Origin of the sequence: Pantoea sp. ACRSB, assembly GCF_022346905.1 — a bacterium.
Classification (GTDB): domain Bacteria; phylum Pseudomonadota; class Gammaproteobacteria; order Enterobacterales; family Enterobacteriaceae; genus Pantoea; species Pantoea piersonii.
Genome location: NZ_JAKRNL010000008.1, coordinates 37,618 through 61,018 on the forward strand (window position 1 = coordinate 37,618; position 23,401 = coordinate 61,018).

General features: G+C 57.5%; 20 protein-coding genes and 1 pseudogene. 10 read left to right on the plus strand and 11 right to left on the minus strand.

Going from position 1 to position 23,401, the window contains the following annotated elements:
• The first annotated feature begins 102 nt into the window (after positions 1 to 102).
• On the plus strand, positions 103 to 1,338 hold the full coding sequence (locus MHZ89_RS19365; RefSeq protein ID WP_311784321.1) for an MFS transporter: 1,236 nt from the start codon (positions 103 to 105) through the stop codon (positions 1,336 to 1,338).
• Between the two features lie 27 nt (positions 1,339 to 1,365).
• Here MHZ89_RS19365 and yieH read toward each other — a convergent pair whose 3' ends face one another.
• The gene (yieH, locus tag MHZ89_RS19370) at positions 1,366 to 2,028 is read right to left on the minus strand and encodes a 6-phosphogluconate phosphatase (RefSeq protein ID WP_311784322.1); all 663 of its coding nucleotides are present in this window, start codon (positions 2,026 to 2,028) and stop codon (positions 1,366 to 1,368) included.
• Positions 2,029 to 2,176: 148 nt separating this feature from the next.
• Here yieH and MHZ89_RS19375 point away from each other — a divergent pair, with 148 nt between their 5' ends.
• The gene (locus tag MHZ89_RS19375) at positions 2,177 to 3,490 is read left to right on the plus strand and encodes an NCS2 family permease (RefSeq protein ID WP_311784323.1); all 1,314 of its coding nucleotides are present in this window, start codon (positions 2,177 to 2,179) and stop codon (positions 3,488 to 3,490) included.
• A gap of 58 nt (positions 3,491 to 3,548) precedes the next feature.
• Here MHZ89_RS19375 and MHZ89_RS19380 read toward each other — a convergent pair whose 3' ends face one another.
• From MHZ89_RS19380 to rpmH, 8 genes and pseudogenes are all read right to left on the minus strand, one after another.
• A complete protein-coding gene (locus MHZ89_RS19380) occupies positions 3,549 to 4,562 on the minus strand; it encodes an acyltransferase family protein (protein ID WP_311784324.1) in 1,014 nt (337 codons plus the stop codon).
• Between the two features lie 397 nt (positions 4,563 to 4,959).
• On the minus strand, positions 4,960 to 5,709 hold the full coding sequence (locus tag MHZ89_RS19385) for a 4'-phosphopantetheinyl transferase superfamily protein (protein ID WP_269949688.1): 750 nt from the start codon (positions 5,707 to 5,709) through the stop codon (positions 4,960 to 4,962).
• Positions 5,710 to 5,875: 166 nt separating this feature from the next.
• Positions 5,876 to 6,466, minus strand: coding sequence for a malonic semialdehyde reductase (locus MHZ89_RS19390; RefSeq protein WP_311784325.1), 591 nt, complete (start codon positions 6,464 to 6,466; stop codon positions 5,876 to 5,878).
• A 229-nt stretch (positions 6,467 to 6,695) separates the two neighbouring features.
• Complete coding sequence (mnmE, locus tag MHZ89_RS19395; protein ID WP_311784326.1) at positions 6,696 to 8,060, minus strand: tRNA uridine-5-carboxymethylaminomethyl(34) synthesis GTPase MnmE; 1,365 nt, start codon at positions 8,058 to 8,060, stop codon at positions 6,696 to 6,698.
• 81 nt (positions 8,061 to 8,141) lie between these two features.
• Entirely contained in the window at positions 8,142 to 9,788 is a 1,647-nt protein-coding gene (gene yidC / locus MHZ89_RS19400) for a membrane protein insertase YidC (protein WP_311784327.1), read from the minus strand.
• Positions 9,789 to 9,790: 2 nt separating this feature from the next.
• Positions 9,791 to 10,049 (minus strand): annotated as a pseudogene (gene yidD / locus MHZ89_RS19405) (membrane protein insertion efficiency factor YidD).
• On the minus strand, positions 10,013 to 10,372 hold the full coding sequence (gene rnpA / locus MHZ89_RS19410) for a ribonuclease P protein component (protein WP_081140549.1): 360 nt from the start codon (positions 10,370 to 10,372) through the stop codon (positions 10,013 to 10,015). The pseudogene yidD and the gene rnpA overlap by 37 nt, the downstream one beginning before the upstream one ends.
• 15 nt (positions 10,373 to 10,387) lie before the next feature.
• Positions 10,388 to 10,528 (minus strand): 50S ribosomal protein L34, encoded by a 141-nt coding sequence (gene rpmH, locus MHZ89_RS19415; protein WP_003849659.1) that lies wholly within the window; start codon positions 10,526 to 10,528, stop codon positions 10,388 to 10,390.
• Positions 10,529 to 11,126: 598 nt separating this feature from the next.
• On the opposite strand from rpmH, the gene dnaA reads away from it, so the two are divergent.
• From dnaA to MHZ89_RS19450, 7 genes are all read left to right on the plus strand, one after another.
• Positions 11,127 to 12,536 (plus strand): chromosomal replication initiator protein DnaA, encoded by a 1,410-nt coding sequence (gene dnaA / locus MHZ89_RS19420; RefSeq protein ID WP_120457728.1) that lies wholly within the window; start codon positions 11,127 to 11,129, stop codon positions 12,534 to 12,536.
• A gap of 4 nt (positions 12,537 to 12,540) precedes the next feature.
• Positions 12,541 to 13,641: a DNA polymerase III subunit beta gene (gene dnaN / locus MHZ89_RS19425; RefSeq protein ID WP_120457729.1), complete on the plus strand. Its 1,101-nt coding sequence runs from the start codon at positions 12,541 to 12,543 to the stop codon at positions 13,639 to 13,641.
• A 213-nt stretch (positions 13,642 to 13,854) separates the two neighbouring features.
• Positions 13,855 to 14,940 carry a DNA replication/repair protein RecF gene (gene recF, locus MHZ89_RS19430; RefSeq protein WP_311784328.1) on the plus strand — a complete coding sequence of 362 codons (1,086 nt, stop codon included), beginning with the start codon at positions 13,855 to 13,857 and terminating at the stop codon, positions 14,938 to 14,940.
• A 17-nt stretch (positions 14,941 to 14,957) separates the two neighbouring features.
• Positions 14,958 to 17,366 carry a DNA topoisomerase (ATP-hydrolyzing) subunit B gene (gyrB, locus tag MHZ89_RS19435; RefSeq protein WP_120457733.1) on the plus strand — a complete coding sequence of 803 codons (2,409 nt, stop codon included), beginning with the start codon at positions 14,958 to 14,960 and terminating at the stop codon, positions 17,364 to 17,366.
• Between the two features lie 263 nt (positions 17,367 to 17,629).
• Entirely contained in the window at positions 17,630 to 18,439 is an 810-nt protein-coding gene (gene yidA, locus MHZ89_RS19440; protein ID WP_311784329.1) for a sugar-phosphatase, read from the plus strand.
• Between the two features lie 291 nt (positions 18,440 to 18,730).
• Complete coding sequence (locus MHZ89_RS19445; RefSeq protein ID WP_311784330.1) at positions 18,731 to 20,053, plus strand: MFS transporter; 1,323 nt, start codon at positions 18,731 to 18,733, stop codon at positions 20,051 to 20,053.
• A gap of 47 nt (positions 20,054 to 20,100) precedes the next feature.
• Positions 20,101 to 21,351, plus strand: a complete 1,251-nt coding sequence (locus MHZ89_RS19450; RefSeq protein WP_311784331.1) for a DUF3748 domain-containing protein — start codon at positions 20,101 to 20,103, stop codon at positions 21,349 to 21,351.
• Here the strand turns inward: MHZ89_RS19450 and MHZ89_RS19455 are convergent.
• Complete coding sequence (locus MHZ89_RS19455) at positions 21,335 to 21,700, minus strand: YceK/YidQ family lipoprotein (protein ID WP_311784332.1); 366 nt, start codon at positions 21,698 to 21,700, stop codon at positions 21,335 to 21,337. The two genes, MHZ89_RS19450 and MHZ89_RS19455, sit on opposite strands and share 17 nt — an antisense overlap.
• 286 nt (positions 21,701 to 21,986) lie before the next feature.
• Between MHZ89_RS19455 and ibpA the strand changes: the two genes are divergently transcribed.
• On the plus strand, positions 21,987 to 22,403 hold the full coding sequence (gene ibpA, locus MHZ89_RS19460; RefSeq protein WP_033755460.1) for a small heat shock chaperone IbpA: 417 nt from the start codon (positions 21,987 to 21,989) through the stop codon (positions 22,401 to 22,403).
• An 80-nt stretch (positions 22,404 to 22,483) separates the two neighbouring features.
• On the opposite strand, the gene MHZ89_RS19465 is transcribed toward ibpA, so the two are convergent.
• Positions 22,484 to 23,395 (minus strand): EamA family transporter, encoded by a 912-nt coding sequence (locus tag MHZ89_RS19465; RefSeq protein ID WP_311784333.1) that lies wholly within the window; start codon positions 23,393 to 23,395, stop codon positions 22,484 to 22,486.
• Between the last annotated feature and the right edge of the window lie 6 nt (positions 23,396 to 23,401).

Below are 23,401 nucleotides of genomic sequence, written 5' to 3' on the forward strand. Positions count from 1 at the left end.
TCTGCTGTGCGCCGTCTGGCGCACAGCCTGCTCCTTTTCTGTCACACGCAACCGTTTCCTCTATATACTTGGCGCACTTTTTCTTCATTAAGGTGCTGACTCATGTCTCTTTCTGGCAATAAGCAGAGCGTGACGCCTGCGAAAGCGATGCTGGCCGTCGTCAGCGGTTACGCTATGGATGGCTTCGATCTATTGATTCTGGGATTTATGCTGCCGGCCATTAGCCTGTCGCTGGCGCTGGATCCGTCGCAGGCTGGCTCGCTGGTCACCTGGACGCTGATCGGCGCGGTAGTGGGCGGCATTCTGTTCGGCCAGCTCAGCGATCGTTTCGGCCGTATCCGGATTCTCACCGTCACCATCCTGATGTTCTCGCTTTTTACCGGCCTGTGCGCGGTGGCGCAGGGCTACTGGGATCTGCTGGCGTACCGTACGCTGGCGGGCATGGGGCTGGGCGGCGAGTTTGGCATCGGTATGGCGCTGATTGCGGAAGCCTGGCCCGCGGAAAAGCGCAACCGCGCCTCGGCGTGGGTCGGCATCGGCTGGCAGCTTGGCGTGCTGCTGGCGGCCTTTATTACCCCGCCGCTGCTTGGCGTGATCGGCTGGCGCGGCATGTTTCTGGTCGGCCTGCTGCCCGCGCTGCTCTCGTTTGTGCTGCGGCGCAGCATGGGCGAACCGGAAGCCTTTACCCGTCAGGTAAAGCAGACGCCTTCGCTCTCTTTCGTCGCGCGTCTGAAAATGCTGGTGCAGGATCGCGCCACGGCGAAAGCGAGCCTTGGCATCTTTATCCTGACCTCGGTGCAGAACTTCGGCTATTACGGACTGATGATCTGGATGCCGAGCTATCTTTCCGCTAACTTCGGCTTCAGCCTGACGAAGTCGGGTTTATGGACGGCGGTCACCGTAGTTGGCATGACTTTCGGCATCTGGCTGTTTGGCGTGCTGGCGGACCGCTTCGCGCGCTGGAAAATTTTCCTGCTCTATCAGTTCGGCGCGGTAGCGATGGTGGTGATCTACGCGCAGCTGCGCGATCCCACCGTGATGTTGTTCACCGGTGCGCTAATGGGCATGTTCGTCAACGGTATGATTGGCGGCTACGGCGCGCTGATCTCCGACACCTTTCCACCGCAGGCGCGCGCCACAGCGCAGAATGTCTTATTCAACCTCGGACGCGGCGTCGGCGGTTTCGGCCCGCTGGTGATCGGGCTGCTGGCGGCGAAGATCTCCTTTGTCGCGGCGATTACGCTGCTGGCGCTAATTTACCTGCTGGATATCTTCGCGACGCTCTTTTTGCTGCCGAAAAAGCAGGGTAACGACGATTCGCTGGGCGCGATTGGTTGAATAAGGAAGCCAGCCGCGCAACCACCGTCAGTCCGTTAACTGCCAGCCGCGCGCCTGCCACAGCGCGGGCAGTTCTGACATCTCAGTAAAGCGCGTCACCAGCGGGTGATCGATGTCAGGATTATGCGCGTCTGCGCAGTAGTAAAACACCGGAATGCCTGCCGCAATGCCAGCGCGGGCGCCCGCTTCTGAATCATCAACCAGTATGCAGCGCTCGACAGGCACCTGCATCTGTTCGGCGGCGTGATACATCAGTCCGGGATCGGGCTTCCAGCGCGAGATATCGTAGCCGCTGAAGAGGCGCTGGTTAAACCAGGGCAGCATACCGGTCAGTCCCAGCGAGTGTTGCATCTTCTTTACCGTACCGTTAGAGACGACGCACATCGGTACGGTGATTTTCTCCACCAGCGCTTTTGCGCCGGGGATCGGCGTCAGGGATTCGTCGAACAGGCGCGCCACTTCGGCGCGGTAATCGGTTTCAAACGCCGCCTGCGGCAGCGAGACGTGATGTGTTTCGGCCACGTCGCGGATAATGTCGTAGAGCTGGACGCCTTTATATTTTTCGAACATCTCCTGCAGTGAGCAGCTAATTCCGTAGCGGGCGAAGGTGTTGACGTAAGCCTGGGTACAGAGCAATTCGCTGTCTACCAGGGTGCCGTCGCAGTCAAAAAACACACACTCTACTGACATCTGTCGCTATCCTTCTGATTTCGGGAGAGCACACACTTTAACCTAATCGCCGCAGATTGCGATCCCGGAAACGGTTGCGAAAAATCATTGTATTGCCGCGGCAAAGCGGTCAGGATACGCGCCGAGTTCTTTTCATCAGGATCCTGGCATGAGTAAACAAGGCCTTTTGCAGCGCGTTTTCAGGCTGCAGGAACATGGCACTACGGTGCGCACCGAGATTATCGCCGGTGTTACCACTTTCCTGACGATGGTCTACATCGTCTTTGTAAATCCACAGATTCTTGGCGTGGCGGGCATGAATACCCAGGCGGTATTCGTCACTACCTGCCTGATCGCCGCCTTCGGCAGTATTCTGATGGGGCTGGTCGCCAACCTGCCGGTGGCGCTGGCACCGGCGATGGGCTTGAACGCCTTTTTCGCCTTTGTGGTGGTCGGCGCGATGGGCTACTCGTGGCAGGTCGGCATGGGCGCGATTTTCTGGGGCGCGCTGGGCCTGCTGATCCTGACGCTGCTGCGCGTGCGCTACTGGATGATCGCCAATATCCCGCTGGGCCTGCGCGTCGGCATTACCGCGGGCATCGGCCTTTTCATCGCCATGATGGGGCTGAAAAACGCCGGTATTATCGTGGCGAATCCCGATACCATCGCCGCCGTGGGTAACCTGACCTCGCACAGCGTCCTGCTCGGCGCGCTCGGCTTCTTTATTATTGCGATTCTGGCGTCGCGCAATATCCATGCGGCGGTGCTGATCTCGATGGTGATTACCACGGCAATCGGCTGGGCGCTGGGCGATGTGAAATATGTCGGCCTCTTCTCTGCGCCGCCTGCAATCGGCAGCGTATTAGGGCAGGCGGACATTAAAGGCGCGTTCAATATCGGCATGGCGGGCGTGATTTTCTCCTTTATGCTGGTCAACCTGTTTGACTCCTCCGGCACCCTGATTGGCGTAACCGATAAAGCGGGCCTCACCGATGAGAAAGGCACGTTTCCGCGCATGAAGCAGGCATTGTTCGTTGACAGCTTCAGTTCAGTAACCGGCGCGCTGGCGGGTACCTCGTCAGTGACCGCTTACATCGAAAGTTCGTCCGGCGTGGCGACTGGCGGTCGCACCGGCCTGATGGCGGTGGTGACCGGCGTGCTTTTTCTGCTGGTGATGTTCCTCTCGCCGCTGGCGGCGATGGTGCCGGGCTATGCGGCCGCAGGCGCGCTGATTTATGTCGGCGTACTGATGACCGCCAGCCTGTCGCGCGTGCGCTGGGACGATTTGACTGAAGCTGTACCGGCTTTTGTGACTGCGGCGATGATGCCGTTCAGCTTCTCAATTACCGAAGGTATTGCGTTAGGCTTTATCGCCTACTGCGTGATGAAGCTGGGCACTGGCCGCTGGCGCGAGATCAGCCCCTGCGTGGTGGTTGTGGCGCTGCTGTTTGTGTTGAAAATCGCCTTTATCGACGCGCATTAACCCCCACGCCGGTTAATAAACCCTTCGCGGAACCTCTGCTCAGAGGTTCCGCGCCTTCTCAGGCGGTCTTCGCCTGCTTTACCCGCGGCGATGAGCGCAGGGTAAACAGAAAGTTGAACCAGCCGCGCTGGCGCAGCAGACAAAGACTCCACGGCAAAATCATCGCCGCCGCAAAGGCCAGCACAAACAGTAAATCCTGCAGCCAGAGCGAATCGGTATGCAGCTTAAAGAGTTTGCTGAACAGCTGGATCACCAGGTAATGCGACAGATAAAAGACGATAGAGTTAACGCCCACATAGTGCACGACACGTGAATTCAGCTTCAGGGAAATCCAGACAAACAGCGGCACTGAGAGCAGTGCCAGCGCCGCCAGCAGCGTGTGCGAGGGCGGCTGAGCCGTCATCAGCGTCAGGCACTCAAACAGAATAACGCTTGCCAGCGACGCGAGCACCAGCAGGATATTTTCACTTCGCTTAGCAATATCAAACTGGTTACGCACGACCTGATCGCCCAGATAGAAGAAAATAAACAGATTAATGGATTTGTTGAGGTGCGTATTATCAAAGCTGGCAAACATGCCGTTGGCATCAAGCGGCGGCAGCAGGTAACCCGCCAGCAGACAGGCTGGAATAACTAGCCAAAAGGGCAGCTGGCGAACCACGATAATGGCGATAAAAAAGAAAAAGAGCGAATGTAAAAACCAGGTAATATCGCCGCCGCCGCTTAAATGCATCGCCAGCACATGCAGCGGCGACTGTGGATTATTAGCCATAGAGCTGAACAGAATTTTTAATCCGCCATAGATGGCCACCCACACCACAAAAGGATAAAGAATCGTCTGCGCTTTATTATGGATGAATGGTCCTAATCCCTTGCGCAATCCCGCATCGACAAAGAGTCCGGAGACAAAAAAGACCAGGCCGAGGAAAACAGGGATCAGCAAAGGATCCAGTATCTTAATCAGTGGTGAAAAATGCCCCACATTACCGTTTACCGCAATAACGCAGTGCAACAGAATAACAACAAGTACGCCAATACCCCTCAGATTATCAACCCACGCTATACGCTTCATATATTTTTCCCTGTCCAGATAACAGGCTTCCTCTCCGCAGCCTGTGCAGAGTGACGCCTTAATTATGCGTTGCTATGTAATTTAAGCGCTAAAATAACGCGCGTTTATAATTTTCCAGACTGGGCTTAATAATGACAAGTCAGAAATTAAGCTTAAAGCATAATAAAATCTTAACAACTTACAGATTAATAACTTACAAAGCGTCTGCGACGTCATTATCGGAATAATTTCAGAAAGGGCGTCAACGCGCTAAAGCGGTTTATATTTAGTCGGTTTCACCGCGCGCGTTGATAATATATTCAGTATTATTCTTAAGCTTTCGATCCACGCGTTTTAATAGCGCGTGGCACCGACGAAGTTCGGGCAGGTTAGTCCCAGGCCGCTTACGCGGCCTTTTTTACATCTCAGGATGGGCGCTGCGTTCCAGCGGCGAGCTGGTCAGACGCAGCGTGCGCGGCCCGATATTGGGTTTACTCATCTCTACGTCGCGCAGCGCGTGCCACTGTTGCGAGGCATCAATTTCCCATAAATGCAGACGCTGGGTCGCGGGCGACAGAGCGCATGACCATACCAGCGTCGGCTCCGCATCGCACACCGCTTGAATATCGGGGTAAATCGTCGAGCGGAGGCGACCAGCGGCAGGCTGCAACCGCAGCGAGGCCATATTGTCGCTGCCTTCGCCGGTCAGCTTGAGAATGCTCTGGCGCAGCGTCCAGATTTGCGTCACCGCTTCCATAAAGTCCTGCTGCGCATTAATCCAGGTGCGTTCGCCTGACGTAAGCGACTGCATCAGCTGCTCCTGCGTCTGTCGGCTGTGGGCGCGTACGATCTCCATATCCAGCCCGGCGCGTCCGCCTTCTTCCGCCAGCAGCACGCCGACCATATTTCCGGCATAGGCGATACTAAAATCGGGTAAATCACGATCGGCAAAGGCCGGGCGGCCATTGGACTGGGTAACGAGGGCTGGAAGAGTAGTAATGCCGTAAACGCGCATCATCAGCTGCGCCAGCATCAGACGGGCAATAAGAAAGCGACCGCGGTGTTTGTCAGGAAGCTGTCGCGCCTGATCAATCACATCCTGCGGCATGCGCATGGCGTCGGCCACAATGCCGCGATCGCCCATCCAACGTACAAAATGACCCGCCATCCGTCGCTCCGTGAAAATGGTCACTTAATCATCAGGGCGCATTGTAAGAATTTTCTGAGCACATTGCATCCGGCATGGAGCACAATGGCACCATATTCAGAATTGACTGATAACAGGCTGCGGGAAGAAGGAAGCCGCTACGCAAGGGCACAGCGGCTGATTGCCGTCAGGCAAGTTTACATGCCTGTTCAAAAGGCAGGCGCGGCAGGCGTGGATGCAGTTTTTCATGGTTGCCGTAACCGAGGTTAATCAACATATTTACCTGCCAGTTGCTGCCTGTGAAAAACGCCTCATTGATTTTCGATGGATCGAAGCCAGACATCGGACCGGCGTCCAGCCCGAGCGAACGTGCGGCCATTATCAGATAACCCGCCTGCAGACTGCTGTTGCGAAAGGCGGTCTCTTTCACCAGCTCCGTATTGCCGGTAAACCAGCTGCGCGCATCGGCGTGCGGAAACAGCTGCGGCAGCTGCTCATAAAACGCCAGGTCATGGGCGACGATCACCGTCACCGGCGCGGTCATGGTCTTTTCCAGGTTGCCGGATGAGAGCGCCGGTTTCAGCTTCTCTTTGCCCTCCTGCGAGGTGACAAAGACAAAGCGGCCAGGCGAGCAGTTGGCCGAGGTCGGGCCAAGGGCGGTCAGCGTATAGAGCTGTTCCAGCACGTCAGCGTCAATGGCTTTGTCCTGCCAGTAGCTGTAGGTGCGGGCTTCGTTAAACAGCTGGTCCAGTGCGGAATTGTCGAGCGGTGTGTGCATTTTACTCTCCTTTGTCGGGCGGAAACGGCCGCCTGAGGCTTGCCATATTGAAGGCGTATCCGGAAAAAACGATGGGTTTCTTACCGTTTATACTCCAACAGCGGTTCGCCGCCAAATGAGAAAGGCATAAATAAGCGGGGCGTAAATTCGTACTGTTTGTGGCGGGCGCTGCGCCGGACATTAGCTCATGTCCGGCGACTGGTGGTGGAGGGAAGGCGCGTTTAAGCGCTTACTTACCGATACAGAAGCTGGAGAATATCCTGCCCAGCAAATCGTCGGAGGTAAACTCGCCGGTGATTTCGCTCAGAGCCTGCTGCGCCAGCCGCAGCTCTTCCGCCAGCAGCTCGCCCGCCCATGCGCCCAGCAGCTGCGCCTTGCCCTGCTGTAAGTGAGTAGCTGCTAACTCCAGCGCCTGAAGATGGCGGCGGCGCGCCAGGAAGCCGCCTTCCATATTGCCGGAAAAGCCCATCGACTGCTTCAGGTGGTCGCGCAGCGCGTCCACGCCCGCGCCGGTGCGCGCCGAGAGACGAATAAGTGAGTGATGATTTACTTCCGTCAGGCCCAGCGTTTCGCCGGTAACGTCCGCTTTGTTGCGCACAACGGTAATCGGCAACGCTGCAGGAAGGCGCGAAACAAAGTCGGGCCAGATCTGCGCCGCTTCCGTGGCGTCGGTGGTGGTGCCGTCAACCATAAACAGCACGCGATCCGCCTGCTCGATCTCCTGCCAGGCGCGCTCGATGCCGATACGCTCGACCTCATCGCTGGCTTCGCGCAGCCCGGCGGTATCAATGATATGCAGCGGCATGCCGTCGATATGAATATGCTCGCGCAGCACGTCGCGCGTGGTGCCGGCGATATCGGTGACGATCGCCGCTTCGCGCCCGGCCAGCGCATTGAGCAGGCTCGACTTGCCGGCGTTCGGACGACCAGCGATCACCACCTTCATGCCTTCGCGCAGCAGGCTTCCCTGCCGCGCCTCGGCGCGCACGCCATCAAGATCGGCAATCACCTCATCAAGCTGCGCTTCGATTTTGCCGTCGGAGAGAAAATCGATCTCTTCATCGGGGAAGTCGATGGCCGCTTCGACGTAGATGCGCAGATGAGTCAGCGCCTCGACCAGCTGGTTGATGCGGGTCGAGAAAGCGCCCTGCAGCGAGTTGACCGCCGAACGTGCCGCCTGCTCGGAGCTGGCGTCAATCAGGTCGGCGATAGCCTCGGCCTGCGCCAGATCGAGCTTGTCATTAAGAAAGGCGCGCTCAGAGAACTCGCCCGGCTGGGCGATGCGCACGCCGGGCAGCGCCACGATGCGTTTCAGCAGCAGGTCGAGGATCACCGGGCCGCCGTGTCCCTGTAGCTCCAGCACATCTTCGCCGGTAAAGGAGTTCGGGCCAGGGAACCACAGCGCGATGCCCTGATCCAGTACGCTGCCGTCGGCGTCTTTGAACGGCAGATAGTCGGCGTAGCGCGCCTTCGGCAGTTTGCCGAGCACCTGCTGCGCCACCTCGGCGGCGCGCGCGCCGGAGATACGCAAAATACCGACGCCGCCGCGTCCGGGAGGCGTCGCCTGGGCGACGATAGTATCGCTGTGGCTCATGGGATTTTCTCTCGCTAAAAAATAAGGCGGTCTTAATGACCGCCTCAGGGTAAACCAGATTGTCAGACGGGCGTAAGCGCGTTACGCCTTCTTCTTGTCGCGGCTATGCAGGCCGCGTTTTTCCAGCCCGCGATAAATCAGCTGCTGCTGGAGAATGGTTACCAGGTTGCTGACGATGTAGTACAGCACCAGACCTGACGGGAACCACAGGAAGAACACGGTAAAGATAACCGGCATATAGGTCATGATCTTCTGCTGCATCGGATCGGTCACGGTGGTCGGTGACATCTTCTGAATGAAGAACATGGTGATGCCCATCAGAATCGGCAGGATGTAGTAGGGGTCCTGCGCCGACAGGTCATGGATCCAGAGCACAAACGGCGCATGGCGCAGTTCTACCGAACCAGAGAGCATGTAATAGAGCGCAAGGAAGATCGGCATCTGGATAACCAGCGGCAGACAGCCGCCCAGCGGATTAACCTTTTCCGCTTTATACAGCGCCATCATCTCCTGGCTCTGCTTCTGCTTGTCGTCGCCCAGGCGCTCGCGCATCGCCTGAATCTTCGGCTGCAGCATGCGCATTTTCGCCATCGAGGTGTACTGCGCTTTGGTCAGCGGGTACATGATGCCGCGCACGATAAAGGTGATGACGATGATGGAGAAGCCCCAGTTGCCGATAAAGCTGTGCAGGAACTTCAACAGTTTAAACAGCGGCTGAGAGATAAACCACAGCCAGCCGTAATCGACAGTCAGGTCGAGATGCGGCGCGACGGCAGCCATCTTGTCCTGAATTTCCGGACCGACCCACAGCGTTGCGCCCAGATCCTGCTGCTGGCCCGCAGCGACAGTAACAGGTGCGGATTTATAGCCGATCGCCGCAATGCCGTTGCCCAGGTTGCTGGTATAGAGCGCATTGTTGCCTGCGGTACGCGGTACCCATGCGGTAGCAAAATATTGCTGCAGCATCGCCACCCAGCCGTTGCTGGTGGTCGCGTTCAGGTTTTCGTTATCCGCGATGTTATCGAACTTATATTTTTCGTACTTCTCTTCGCTGGTGGAGTACGCCGCGCCGCGGAAGGTATGCAACGCAAAGTTGTTGCTGCCGGTATCGCGATGCTTAGGCAGATCGATGGTCTGCTTCAGCTGGCCGAACAGCGACACTTCCAGCGGCTGCTGAGTGGTGTTGTTAACGTGATAATCCACGTCCACCGCAAACTCACCGCGCTTGAAGACGAAGGTTTTCGTGTAGACCACGCCGTTTTCGGCGGTGTAGGTCATCGGCACGCGCAGCTCGGTCTGGCCATCGGCCATTTCAAAGTGATCCTGAGCGGCGGTGAACAGCGGACGCGCGCCGTTGTTCGGGTTATCCGGACCGTTGCGGCCAGTCAGCCCGCTCTGTGCCTGATAAACGAAGGACGGCGTGGTTTCCAGCAGCTGGAACGGCTCATCGGAACCCAGTTTAGCTGGGTAGGTCAGCAGCTGAGCTTGCTCGACATCGCCACCGCGGGTGTTGATATTCAATGACAGGACATCAGTCTTAACGGTGATCGTTTTGCCCTGGCCGCTGGCCGGTACGCCCTGGCTGGCGGCATCACCTGCTGCGCTGTTGGTGTTCTGCGTGGTCTGGGTCTGCTGCGGCTGCGGAGCGTGGTCCGTCTGCCAGGCTTGCCAGATCATGAAAGACACGAACAGAAAAGCGATGAGAAAAAGATTGCGTTGCGAATCCATCGTTAATGTTCTCTGGTATCAAAGGTTTTTTGGCGGCACAGGATCGTCACCACCCGGGTTCAAAGGGTGGCATTTTAATACGCGTTTGAATGTCAACCAACTGCCTTTTATCAGGCCAAACCTGCGTAACGCCTCAATTCCATAATGAGAGCAGGTTGGCTGAAACCGGCAGTGCGGTCCCAGCAAGGGGCTGATGCCGCGCTGATAGACGCGGATCAGGACGATCAGGAGCCGCGCGCCAGGCGACAGTGACGACGCCATAACTTCTCCAACGCTTCCGCCAACGTACGGTTGTCGAGATCGGCAATCCCCTTTTTCGCCACGACGACGAAATCCATCGCCGGCAATTCATGCTGACGCAGACGAAAGCTTTCACGGGTCAGACGTTTGATCCGGTTGCGTTCGTGCGCGCGCTTGACGTGCTTTTTGGCGACGGTAAGACCGATGCGGGGATGCCCCAGCGAATTAAGGCGGCCGAGTATGGTAATTTGCGGCGTGCCAGCCCGTTGTGGCTGCTGGAAGACGAAAGTGAAATGAGTGGGAGTTAACAAACGTAACTCCCTGGGAAATGCGAGCTTAACCACGAGGGTTAGCTTTTATTACTTAGAAACGGTCAGACGAGAACGGCCTTTAGCACGACGACGTGCCAGAACCTGACGACCATTTTTGGTTGCCATACGAGCACGGAAGCCGTGAGAACGGTTGCGCTTCAGTACGGACGGTTGAAAAGTGCGTTTCATGGCGATTTCTACCTAAACTTGAAAAATTTCACTGGGTGACGCGTTTTGTGGGCCAGTAAAACGACCGACGCCTCAATGTGTCTTTAATAAAGAGGCGGGATTGTAATAATTGTACAGTCCGGAGTCAATTTACTTCGCTGGTCGCGGTACCTGGAAACCCGGATACAGCCCGCTGAGTCCGGGCATTGGGCATAGCGCGACAACGCCGGGGGAAGAATTATACGGCCTCCGCTTTAAAGCGCAAGGATCCAGCGGGATCTTCTTACGATCGGGCAGCAGGCCGCTACGGTAAAAACGAGAGGCTGCCTGAAAAACCACTCTTTTTTTGTCCTGGCCCGCATCTTTTTTCGCCAGCAGGCGTAAACTGGTTTACCTGTCCACGGCCTGTGGATAAAAAGGATCAAAACTGTGTAGAAAGTGAAGATCTCTGACTCGCTTTGCGCTATGATCCGCCCTTCCGCTGACGATCCGGTCGCGATCCCAGGGACGGAAACCGCTGATAGCGGTCGCAGGCGCTTTCTACCGTCTGTGTCAAAAATGAACGTTTCTTTATTAGCGCCTACTATTTCTTATCGATTTTGTACAAGTGGAGTCCGCCGTGTCACTTACGCTCTGGCAACAGTGTCTTGCCCGTTTGCAGGATGAGCTTCCTGCCACCGAATTCAGCATGTGGATTCGACCGCTGCAGGCGGAGTTAAACGACAATACGCTGGCCTTGTATGCACCAAATCGGTTTGTGCTCGACTGGGTACGAGATAAATATATTAATAATATCAACGGGCTGCTGAATGAATTCTGCGGCGTGGACGTACCTTTGCTGCGTTTTGAAGTGGGAACGCGTGCTACACAGCAACAGCAGCCAGCGGCCATGAGCCAGCCGGCGATGGCGAGCGTCAGCGCGCCTGCGCCGGTCGAGAGCCGTCCCGCGCCTGCGCAGCTTCTGCGCCCAAGCTGGGACAACGTTCCGGCGCCTGCCGACGTAACTTACCGCTCCAATGTGAATAACCGCCATAACTTCGATAACTTCGTTGAGGGTAAATCTAACCAGCTGGCGCGCGCGGCGGCGCGACAGGTGGCGGACAATCCTGGCGGCGCCTACAACCCGCTTTTCCTTTATGGCGGCACAGGCCTGGGCAAAACGCACCTGCTGCACGCGGTCGGCAACGGCATTATTGCGCGCAAGCCAAATGCCAAAGTGGTCTATATGCACTCCGAGCGTTTTGTGCAGGATATGGTGAAAGCGTTACAAAACAACGCGATTGAAGAATTCAAACGCTACTACCGCTCCGTTGACGCGCTGCTGATCGATGATATTCAATTCTTTGCCAATAAAGAGCGCTCGCAGGAGGAGTTTTTCCACACCTTCAACGCGCTGCTGGAAGGCAATCAGCAAATCATTCTGACGTCAGACCGTTATCCTAAAGAGATCAACGGTGTGGAAGATCGTCTCAAGTCGCGCTTCGGCTGGGGACTGACGGTCGCCATCGAGCCGCCGGAGCTGGAAACGCGCGTGGCGATCCTGATGAAAAAAGCAGATGAAAACGATATTCGTCTGCCGGGCGAAGTCGCCTTTTTTATCGCCAAGCGGCTGCGCTCCAACGTGCGCGAGCTGGAAGGGGCGCTGAACCGTGTGATCGCCAATGCGAACTTTACCGGTCGCGCCATCACCATCGATTTCGTGCGCGAAGCGCTGCGCGATCTGCTGGCGCTGCAGGAAAAGCTGGTCACCATCGACAATATCCAGAAGACGGTGGCCGAGTATTACAAAATTAAGGTCGCGGATCTGCTTTCCAAGCGCCGTTCGCGTTCGGTCGCGCGTCCACGCCAGATGGCGATGGCGATGGCGAAAGAGCTGACGAACCACAGTCTGCCGGAAATCGGCGACGCCTTCGGCGGCCGCGACCATACCACGGTGCTTCACGCCTGCCGTAAAATCGAGCAGCTGCGCGAAGAGAGCCACGACATAAAAGAAGATTTCTCTAATCTCATCCGAACATTATCCTCCTGACGCTATGAAATTTATTGTTGAACGTGAGCAGTTGCTAAAGCCGCTGCAGCAAGTCAGCGGCCCGTTAGGCGGTCGTCCGACGCTGCCGATCCTGGGAAATCTGCTGATGCAGGTCAACGACGGCACGCTGTTGCTGACCGGCACCGATCTGGAAATGGAGATGGTAGCGCGCGTGGCGCTGGCCCAGCCGCACGAGCCGGGCGCAACGACTGTGCCGGCGCGTAAATTCCTCGATATCTGTCGCGGACTGCCGGAGGGCGCGGAGATCAACGTGACGCTGGAAGGCGAACGTATGCTGGTGCGCTCCGGGCGCAGCCGCTTTTCGCTCTCGACCTTGCCAGCCAGCGACTTTCCTAATCTGGATGACTGGCAGAGCGAGGTGGAATTCACCCTGCCGCAGGCGACATTGAAGCGCCTGATCGAAGCGACGCAGTTCTCTATGGCGCATCAGGATGTGCGCTATTACCTCAATGGCATGCTGTTTGAGACTGAAGGCGAGGAGCTGCGCACCGTAGCAACCGACGGCCACCGGCTGGCGGTCTGCTCGATGCCGATTGGCCAGGCGCTGCCGAACCATTCGGTGATCGTGCCGCGTAAAGGCGTAATTGAGCTGGTGCGTCTGCTGGACGGCGGCGAAACGCCGCTGCAGGTCCAGATTGGCAGCAGCAATATTCGCGCGCACGTCGGCGACTTTATCTTTACTTCGAAGCTGGTAGATGGCCGTTTCCCCGACTATCGCCGCGTTCTGCCGAAAAATCCGGACAAGTCGCTGGAAGCGGGCTGCGATATCCTTAAGCAGGCCTTTGCGCGCGCCGCCATTCTGTCGAATGAGAAGTTCCGCGGTGTTCGCCTCTATATCACCGAAAATCAGCTTAAGATCACCGCCAATAACCCTGAACAGGAAGAGGCGGAAGAGATGCTCGACGTAACCTACGGCGGCAGCGAGCTGGAGATCGGTTTTAACGTTAGCTATGTGCTGGACGTGCTGAACGCGCTGAAGTGCGAAAATGTGCGTCTGCTGCTGACGGATTCGGTGTCGAGCGTGCAGATTGAAGATGTGGCCAGCCCGGCTGCCGCCTACGTCGTCATGCCCATGCGGTTGTAGAATACCTGGCTTACTGACTACTTTGCGTCCCGGCAGTGCCTGCCATCCCCACGTACTTCAGTACGTTCCGGTGGCTGCGCTGGCGAGACGCAAAGTAGCGGTGACGCCGACGACGGCCTGGTCAGGTCGATATCGGGCTAACTCGCTTCGCCGCTGACGCCCTGGATCGCGAAGACGCGACACCTCTTAATTGCCTTCACGCTGGACTGATTCATGGCTTTAACCCGCCTCCTTATCAAAGACTTTCGTAATATCGAACAGGCCGATCTGGCGCTGGCGCCGGGATTCAATTTCCTGGTCGGCGCGAACGGCAGCGGCAAAACCAGCGTGCTGGAGGCGATCTATACGCTGGGCCATGGCCGCGCGTTTCGCAGTTTGCAGGCTGGCCGCGTAATCCGTCACGATGAGGCCGCTTTTGTGCTGCATGGCCGAATTGAAAGCAGCGAGCGTGAAATCTCGGTGGGCCTGACGAAGAACCGCGCCGGCGACAGTAAGGTGCGCATTGACGGCAGCGACGGGCATAAGGTTGCAGAGCTGGCGCAGCTGCTGCCGATGCAGTTAATTACGCCTGAGGGGTTTACTTTGCTCAACGGCGGCCCCAAATACCGTAGAGCCTATGTTGACTGGGGCTGTTTTCATAACACGCCCGGTTTCTTTAACGCCTGGAGCAATTTACGGCGGCTGCTCAAGCAGCGCAACGCCGCACTGCGCCAGGTCACGCGCTATAGCCAGATCCGCGCCTGGGACCAGGAGCTGGTGCCGTTAGCGGAACAGATCAGCCAGTGGCGCGCCGAATACAGCGAGGCTATCTCGGCGGAGATTGTCGCCACCTGCGGGCAGTTCTTGCCGGAGTTTGCGCTGAATTTCTCTTTCCAGCGCGGCTGGGATAAAGAGAGCGCCTACGGCGAGCTGCTGGAGCGCAATTTTGAGCGCGATCGCGCCCTGACCTATACCGCCAGCGGCCCGCATAAAGCGGATTTCCGCATTCGCGCCGACGGCACGCCGGTCGAAGATCTGCTGTCGCGCGGCCAGTTAAAATTATTGATGTGTGCATTGCGTCTGGCGCAGGGCGAGTTCCTGACGCGCCAGAGCGGACGCCGCTGTCTTTACCTGATTGATGACTTCGCTTCCGAGCTGGACGACAGCCGTCGGCGCCTGCTGGCGCAACGACTGAAAGCCACGCAGGCTCAGGTGTTTGTCAGCGCTATCGCCACCGATCATGTCATCGATATGAGTGACGAAAAGGGCAAGATGTTCCGCGTGGAACAGGGTAAAATAGCGGTTCAACCTGAAGATTAAATGAGCGAGAAACGTTGATGTCGAATTCTTATGACTCCTCAAGTATCAAAGTTCTGAAAGGGCTGGATGCGGTACGCAAACGTCCGGGTATGTATATCGGCGATACGGATGACGGCACCGGTCTGCACCACATGGTATTCGAGGTCGTGGATAACGCAATCGACGAAGCGCTCGCCGGTCACTGTAGTGATATCGTCGTGACCATTCATGCCGATAATTCCGTTTCCGTTCAGGATGATGGCCGTGGTATCCCCACCGGCATTCACGAAGAAGAGGGCGTTTCCGCTGCGGAAGTGATCATGACCGTCCTGCACGCAGGCGGCAAGTTTGACGACAACTCTTATAAAGTGTCGGGCGGTTTACACGGCGTGGGCGTCTCGGTAGTTAACGCCCTGTCGCAGAAGCTGGAGCTGACCATTCGCCGCGAAGGCAAAGTGCATCAGCAGACCTACGTGCATGGCGTGCCGCAGGCACCGCTGCATGTTACGGGCGAAACCGATCTGACCGGTACCCGCGTGCGTTTCTGGCCAAGCCATGACACCTTTACCAACGTTACCGATTTCGAGTACGAAATCCTGGCGAAGCGCCTGCGCGAGCTGTCGTTCCTCAACTCTGGCGTATCGATTCGTCTGGAAGACAAACGTGACGGCAAAGCCGATCACTTCCATTACGAAGGCGGCATCAAGGCGTTTGTTGAGTACCTGAATAAGAACAAAACCCCTATCCATCCGAATGTATTCTATTTCTCGACCGAGAAAGACGGCATTGGCGTGGAAGTGGCGCTGCAGTGGAATGATGGCTTCCAGGAGAACATCTACTGCTTCACCAACAACATTCCGCAGCGCGACGGCGGTACGCACCTGGCTGGTTTCCGTGCGGCAATGACGCGTACGCTGAACGCCTATATGGATAAAGAGGGCTACAGCAAGAAAGCGAAAGTCAGCGCCACCGGCGATGACGCTCGTGAAGGTCTGGTTGCGGTCGTTTCGGTCAAAGTGCCGGATCCGAAGTTCTCCTCGCAGACCAAAGACAAGCTGGTCTCGTCCGAAGTGAAATCGGCGGTGGAACAGCAGATGAACGAGCTGCTGAGCGAATACCTGCTGGAAAACCCGAGCGACGCTAAAATCGTGGTCGGCAAGATCATCGATGCGGCGCGCGCCCGTGAAGCGGCCCGTCGCGCACGCGAAATGACGCGTCGTAAAGGCGCGCTCGATCTGGCTGGCCTGCCGGGCAAGCTGGCGGATTGCCAGGAGCGCGATCCGGCGCTTTCTGAAATTTACCTGGTGGAGGGTGACTCCGCAGGCGGCTCGGCGAAACAGGGGCGTAACCGTAAGAATCAGGCGATCCTGCCGCTGAAGGGTAAAATCCTTAACGTAGAGAAAGCGCGTTTCGACAAGATGCTCTCTTCGCAGGAAGTGGCGACGCTGATTACCGCGCTGGGCTGCGGCATCGGCCGTGACGAATATAACCCGGACAAGCTGCGCTACCACAGCATCATCATCATGACCGATGCGGACGTCGACGGCTCGCACATTCGTACGCTGCTGTTGACCTTCTTCTATCGTCAGATGCCGGAAATCATCGAGCGCGGCCACGTTTATATCGCGCAGCCGCCGCTCTACAAGGTGAAGAAAGGCAAGCAGGAGCAGTACATCAAAGATGATGAGGCGATGGATCAGTATCAGATCGCCATCGCGCTGGACGGCGCCACCCTGCACACCAACGCCAGCGCACCGGCGCTGGGCGGCGAGCCGCTGGAAAACCTGGTCGCAGAGTTCAACAGCACGCAGAAGATGATCAAGCGTATGGAGCGCCGTTATCCGGTCGCGCTGCTGCGCGCGCTGGTTTACCATCCGACGCTGGCTGACCTGAGCAATGAAGCAGAAGTTCAGACCTGGCTGGACGAGCTGGTGGCCTTCCTGGGCGAGCGTGAAACCCATGGCAGCAGCTATGTCGCCCAGGTACGCGCTAACCGCGAGCAGAATATCTTCGAACCGGTACTGCGCGTGCGCACACACGGCGTCGATACCGATTACACGCTGGACGCCGAGTTCATTCAGGGGCCGGAATATCGCAAAATCAACGCGCTGGGCGAAAAGCTGCGCGGCCTGATTGAAGAAGACGCCTACATCGAGCGCGGCGAACGCCGTCAGCCGGTCGACAGCTTTGAGCAGGCTATCGAATGGCTGGTGAAAGAGTCGCGTCGCGGTCTGTCGGTACAGCGTTATAAAGGTCTTGGCGAGATGAACGCCGAGCAGCTGTGGGAAACCACGATGGATCCAGACAGCCGTCGTATGCTGCGCGTTACCATCAAGGACGCCATCGCCGCCGATCAGCTCTTCACCACGCTGATGGGCGATGCGGTTGAGCCGCGCCGCGCCTTTATCGAAGAGAATGCGCTGAAAGCGGCAAATATCGATATCTAACGATCAACAGACGGCGGATAAAGCCAAAGCGCGGGTGACGGGAACCGAAGAGCAAAGCGTCCCGCGACAGGGATGTCGCGGGCCGAGCGAGCAAGGATGCCTTGAGCGACTTTGCGATCGGTTTCCGTCACCCACGTCGGCACCCTGTCTTCAGACCCTTCCTGACCGGAAGGGTTTTTTTATGCCTGAAGCATCACGAAAGTGGTCATTGTGAGCTGAATCGCGCTAGCATTTAAGCCAAACCCCGAATCAACGAGGAAGCTATGGCGATTAAACTGGTTGCAATTGATATGGACGGCACGCTGCTTAACCCGCAGCATGAGATCACCGCTGGCGTAAAATCAGCTATCGATCGCGCGCATAAAAAAGGCGTTGCCGTGGTGCTGGCGACCGGTCGTCCCTACGTAGGGATACAGCGCTACCTGATGGAACTGGGTCTGGCTGACGAGGGTCAGTACTGCATCAGCTACAACGGCGCGCTGGTGCAGCAGGCAAAAGATGGCGAATGCGTAGCGGAAATTACGCTGGGTTTTGACGACTACCTCTACATCGAACAGCTGTCACGCGAGCTGGGCGTACATTTCCAGGCGTTCGACAAATCCTTTCTCTATACGCCAAACAAAGATCTCAGCGAATACACCATTCATGAAGCGAGCCTGACCGGTATTCCGGTGCGCTATCGCTCGGTTGAGGAGATGGACCGCGCGACGCGCTTTCCCAAGCTGATGATGATCGATAAACCCGATCTGCTGGATGCCGCTATCCAGCGCCTGCCAGCTAAAGCCCAGCAGACTTACACCATCCTCAAGAGCGCGCCTTACTATCTGGAAATCCTCGATCGCCGGGTCAATAAAGGCCAGGGCGTTAAAATGCTGGCGGAAAAACTCGGTCTGGCGCGCGATGAAGTTATGGCGATCGGCGACCAGGAGAACGACCTGGCGATGATCGAATACGCCGGAATGGGCGTCGCGATGGGCAATGCCATCGACTCTGTTAAGCAGATCGCGCAGTTTGTCACCAAAACCAATATGGAAGATGGCGTCGCGCACGCTATCGAAGAACTGGTGCTGTAATCCCCTCACGGACGGCATTCCGCCGTCCGACCTCGCATTTTTCGCTTCCTGCTCAGGCCTGTGGGTCTGGGTTGTCTGTTTTGTGATCTTCATTGTAGTACAACTTTGTTTTTGAGTACTACAATCAGCCTCACTCCATGTTGGCTCAGACGAGCCAGTCACTGAAGGTTGGTCGCACCGTATCGACGCGCTGACGCGGTCAAAATGCGCTACGCCGCTGCATTAAATATAAAACATATAAATCAAAAAGTTACTTACCGCTGTTATCCTACTCGACCTGAGGACCTCACGATGAACAACCATCTTCACCTCAGCACTATTAAGAAAATGAACCTGCGCATCATGCCTTTTATCATGGTGCTTTATCTGATCGCCTATATCGACCGCGCCAATATCTCGGTCGCCGCGCTGCAAATGAACGCCGATTTAGCGATGACCGCCGAAATGTATGGCATCGCCGCCGGTATTTTCTATGTCACTTACATCATTTTTGAGGTGCCGAGCAACGTGCTGATGACGCGCGTCGGCGCGCGCCGCTGGATCGCGCGCATCATGGTGAGCTGGGGCATTATCGCCGCCGGTATGAGCCTGGTGCAGACGCCGACGCAGCTCTACGTGATGCGCTTTTTGCTCGGCGCGGCGGAGGCTGGCTTTACGCCCGGTATCATTTTTTACCTGAGCTGCTGGTATCCGCGCAGCGACCGCGCTCGCGCGATGTCGCTGTTTTATATCGGCGCGGCGCTGGCGTCGGTCATCGGACTGCCGCTCTCCGGCAGCCTGCTTAATCTTCACGGTATGCTGGGCGTCGAAGGCTGGCGCTGGCTCTTTCTGCTGGAGGGCATCCCGGCGTTCGTGCTGGGTGTCGTCACCTGGTTTTATCTGGACGATGCGCCAGCCAACGCGCGCTGGCTGACCGCAGAACAGCGCAGTTATCTGCAGCAGACGCTGGCGCGCGACGAGCAGCATTCGGCGCTGAACGATCACGACTGGCGCGTGGCGTTGAAAAGCAGGCGCGTCTGGACGCTCAGCCTGTTGTGGCTGCTACAGGCTTTCGGCACTATCGGCATTACGCTGTTTTTGCCGCTGATAGTGAAAGCCGTGGCGGCGGAACGCAGCAACCTGACCGTTAGCCTGCTGTCGGCGGTGCCTTTCCTGTTCGCCTGTATTTTTATGTATCTTAACGGACGACACTCCGATCGCACCGGCGAAAGGGCGCGTCATCTCGGCCTGCCACTGATGGCGTCGGGTCTGCTGCTGCTGGCGGCGCTGGCGGTGCCGCAACAGTGGATGGCCTACCTGCTGCTGGTACTGATGGTGGGTCTGAACTGGGCGATCACGCCAGTCTTCTGGGCGGTCACCACCGAAACGGTGTCCGGCGTGGCGGGCGCGGCGTCGGTAGCGCTGATTAACGCAGTGGCGAATATTGCCGGGCTGGGTTTTCCGCCAGTGATGGGTCGTATTAAAGACGCCACCAGCAGCTATAACGACGGTCTGCTGATTGTGGCGGGCGCGCTTATCCTCGGTGGCGTGCTGGGGCTGTTCGTCGGGCGTAAGCGGTCGATAGAGGGTGCCGCCGCGTCGCTGCCGCAGACAAAATCAAAGCTGCATCTTTAACGCTTTTGGCGTAGCGTGTGGGGCAACATTTTTAGTCAGGTTGCCCTATGCGCGAAAAACAGATCACCTTCAGCCCGCGACATCATCAGCTTACCAACAGCAACGTCTGGACCGCCGACAGCCAGTGGCTGGCCTTCGACGTTCGTCCGTCGGGCGCCTCCTTTACCAGCGAGACCATTGAACGCGTCAATGTAGAAACCGGCGCGGTTGAGGTGCTCTATCAGGCAACCGACGGGGCGCATGTCGGCGTCGTGACCGTCAGCCCGGATCTGCCGCCGCGCTATCTCTGCATTCATGGCCCGGAACATCCTGACGAAACGTGGCATTACGATTTTCATCACCGGCGCGGTGTGATTGTGCAAAACGGCCGGGCGCAGAATCTCGACGCCTGCGATATCACTCCGCCCTTTACGCCCGGCGCGCTGCGCGGCGGCTCGCATGTGCATCTCTACAGCCCTGACGGCTCGCGCATCAGCTTTACCTACAACGATCATGTGATGCATGAAAAAGACCCGAAAGAGGATCTGCGCAACGTCGGCGTTGCGGTGCCGCTGCGTGCGGTCGCGCCGGTCAGGCAGCATCCCCGCGAATACAGCGGCAGCCACTTCAGCGTGTTGATCAGCCGCACTACCGCGACGCCGCGTCCGGGCAGCGACGAAATTAATCGCGCATATGAAGAGGGCTGGATCGGCGCGCGCGGCTATCAGAAGCCGGACGGCAGCTGGCAGCGCTGGGCTATCGCCTTTATCGGCGACACGCTCTCCGCTGCCGGTGAAAAACAGCCGGAGGTCTTTGTCGTCGATCTGCCGGAGGCGCTGGAAGATTACGCTATGGCGGGCGACGAACCGCTGGAGGGAACGGAAAGCCGCCTGCCGGCGCCGCCCGCGGGCGTGCGGCAGCGTCGGGTGACCTTTACGCGCGGGCTGGCTCAACAGCCGCGCCACTGGCTGCGCAGCGCGCCTGACGGCAGCGCCATCGCCTTTTTAATGGCGGATGAGCAAGAGGTGATTCAGCTCTGGACGGTATCGCCCAATGGCGGCGCGCCGCGACAGGTGACGCGGCTGACGCATTCGGTGCAGTCAGCTTTTAGCTGGCATCCTCAGGGCAGCGCCGTCGCCTTTATCAGCGACAACCAGATCGTTCGCTGCGATATCAGCAGTGGCGCCTGCCAGCCGCTGACCGACCGCAGCGAACAGCCGCCGAGCGGCGACGCGGTCGTCTGGTCGCCGGACGGAGAAAAGATCGCCTTTATGCGTGAGGTTGACGGCTGGCGACAGCTCTTTACTGTGCTGGCCTGACCGCTGGAAAGGGCGCGGCCTGCGCCAGATTCTCCTGCGTGTGGTTCAGCTTTTCGCTCTGAAGGATACGCTCACGCGGGGAATCGATCGATTTGTCTTCGTCGCTGCGCGCATAATCCCAGGGCAGCAGCAGCGTATCCAGTACGGCGGAGAAGGGCAGATCGATCAGCGCCAGCGGCTTAAGCACCCAGCTGCTGTGATCGTCGACCAGAATATTGGCGCTGGCGCGCGTGCCCGGATAGTAGCCCTGATTCGGGCCGGTATGTGACATCACGCTGGAGCACCCGGTAAGGGTAAAGGTGCAGCAGGCCAGCGCGCCTGCCAGAGGAAATGCTTTTAATAAATTCATCTTCATCGTCCCTTCAACTGTGGCGTTCGCCCCGGCTGAGTTAGCTTGTCCGTTAACATCCTCACTCTACGGCGAGGTGCGTTATGTCAGACGAAAGGTCCCCTGAGTGTATGCCACTTCAGCAGAATGGCGAAAAAAATTGCGATTCGCCTCTTGAAAGCACACTGGGCATACCCATTTTTAAGCTACGGACGCACCCGCTGTCGCCGACAGGGACATCGGGGCGCCGCACAACCTGTCCATGGTGGAAGGTTGCCAAAACTTGCTGAATATCAGGAGTCATTCCATGCGTAATTTTGATCTTGCTCCGCTTTATCGCTCTGCTATCGGTTTTGACCGTTTGTTTAACCTGCTGGAGTCCAACCAGAACCAGAGCAATGGCGGTTATCCTCCGTACAACGTTGAACTGGTTAGCGAAAACCACTATCGCATTACCATTGCGGTGGCGGGCTTTGCCCAGAACGAACTGGATATTACCGCTCACGACAACGTACTGATCGTACGTGGCGCGCATCCTGAAGAGCAGACCGAGCGTAAATATCTCTATCAGGGTATCGCCGAACGCAACTTCGAGCGCAAATTCCAGCTGGCTGACCACATTGTGGTTCGCGACGCACGCCTGGAAAACGGCCTGTTGAGCATCGATCTGGAACGCATCGTCCCTGAAGAGGCGAAACCGCGCCGGATTGAAATTCTGAACTAATCAGAATCAACGAGAAAAAAACGCCGCTTCTGCGGCGTTTTTGTTTTTCATACTCTGTGTGACAAAAACCATGCACGCCATTACGGATGGGTGCGCATCGCCAGGCGCTGGCTTACCAGACCGCCAAAGACGTTGACCAGCAAGCCGAAGATAATCACCGCCGCGCCCAGCATCTGCTGCGCCGAAAGCCGTTCGTCCAGCACCAGCGCGGCGCTGAGGATACCCACTACCGGCACCAGCAGCGACAGCGGCGCCACGCGCCAGGTTTCATAGCGGCTAAGCAGGTTGCCCCAGATGGCGTAGCCGACGATGGTGGCGATAAAGGCGAGATAGATCAGCGCCAGTACGGTTTGCAGCGAGATGTGCGTCAGGCTGAAGAGAATGGCGCTTTCGCCTTCGAAGTACCATGAACAGGCGAAAAAGGGCAGCACCGGCACCAGCGCGCTCCAGACCACCAGCGACATCACCGGCACCTTGCGGTTGCGCAGAATGATCTTATTGGTGATATTGCCCAGCCCCCACGACAGCGCCGCCGCCAGCGTCAGCATCATGGTCGTCAGCGTAATGCCCGCGGCCGACTGTCCCTCCATGCCCGCCGTCGCCAGCATAAACATCCCCAGCGTCGCGATGAGTACGCCTGCGATATGGTTCCAGCGCAGTTTTTCTGCCAGCAGCAGTGCGCCCAGCAAAAGCGTGAAAAACGCCTGCGCCTGCAGCACCAGCGAGGCGAGCCCGGCAGGCATGCCGAGCTTGATGGCAAGAAACAGAAAAGCGAACTGGCCAAAGCTGATGGTCATACCGTAAACCACCAGCCAGCGCAGCGGAATGGCGGGGCGAGAGACAAAAAAGATCGCCGGAAACGCCACCAGGGTAAAGCGCAAACCCGCCAGCAAAAAAGGCGGCATGCCTTGTAAGCCGAGCTTGATCACCACAAAATTAACGCCCCACGCCACCACGACACAGAGCGCCAGCAACATATCTTTGGCTGACATAACCTT

Coding starts and splice junctions, on each gene's coding strand:
- yidA (WP_311784329.1), top strand. CDS start 17,630: ATGGCGATTAAACTGGTTGCAATTGATATGGACGGCACGCTGCTTAAC.
- MHZ89_RS19375 (WP_311784323.1), top strand. CDS start 2,177: ATGAGTAAACAAGGCCTTTTGCAGCGCGTTTTCAGGCTGCAGGAACAT.
- MHZ89_RS19365 (WP_311784321.1), top strand. CDS start 103: ATGTCTCTTTCTGGCAATAAGCAGAGCGTGACGCCTGCGAAAGCGATG.
- rpmH (WP_003849659.1), bottom strand. CDS start 10,528: ATGAAACGCACTTTTCAACCGTCCGTACTGAAGCGCAACCGTTCTCAC.
- MHZ89_RS19465 (WP_311784333.1), bottom strand. CDS start 23,395: ATGTCAGCCAAAGATATGTTGCTGGCGCTCTGTGTCGTGGTGGCGTGG.
- dnaN (WP_120457729.1), top strand. CDS start 12,541: ATGAAATTTATTGTTGAACGTGAGCAGTTGCTAAAGCCGCTGCAGCAA.
- mnmE (WP_311784326.1), bottom strand. CDS start 8,060: ATGAGCCACAGCGATACTATCGTCGCCCAGGCGACGCCTCCCGGACGC.
- recF (WP_311784328.1), top strand. CDS start 13,855: ATGGCTTTAACCCGCCTCCTTATCAAAGACTTTCGTAATATCGAACAG.
- ibpA (WP_033755460.1), top strand. CDS start 21,987: ATGCGTAATTTTGATCTTGCTCCGCTTTATCGCTCTGCTATCGGTTTT.
- MHZ89_RS19390 (WP_311784325.1), bottom strand. CDS start 6,466: ATGCACACACCGCTCGACAATTCCGCACTGGACCAGCTGTTTAACGAA.
- MHZ89_RS19445 (WP_311784330.1), top strand. CDS start 18,731: ATGAACAACCATCTTCACCTCAGCACTATTAAGAAAATGAACCTGCGC.
- gyrB (WP_120457733.1), top strand. CDS start 14,958: ATGTCGAATTCTTATGACTCCTCAAGTATCAAAGTTCTGAAAGGGCTG.
- MHZ89_RS19385 (WP_269949688.1), bottom strand. CDS start 5,709: ATGGCGGGTCATTTTGTACGTTGGATGGGCGATCGCGGCATTGTGGCC.
- yidC (WP_311784327.1), bottom strand. CDS start 9,788: ATGGATTCGCAACGCAATCTTTTTCTCATCGCTTTTCTGTTCGTGTCT.
- MHZ89_RS19380 (WP_311784324.1), bottom strand. CDS start 4,562: ATGAAGCGTATAGCGTGGGTTGATAATCTGAGGGGTATTGGCGTACTT.
- MHZ89_RS19455 (WP_311784332.1), bottom strand. CDS start 21,700: ATGAATTTATTAAAAGCATTTCCTCTGGCAGGCGCGCTGGCCTGCTGC.
- MHZ89_RS19450 (WP_311784331.1), top strand. CDS start 20,101: ATGCGCGAAAAACAGATCACCTTCAGCCCGCGACATCATCAGCTTACC.
- yieH (WP_311784322.1), bottom strand. CDS start 2,028: ATGTCAGTAGAGTGTGTGTTTTTTGACTGCGACGGCACCCTGGTAGAC.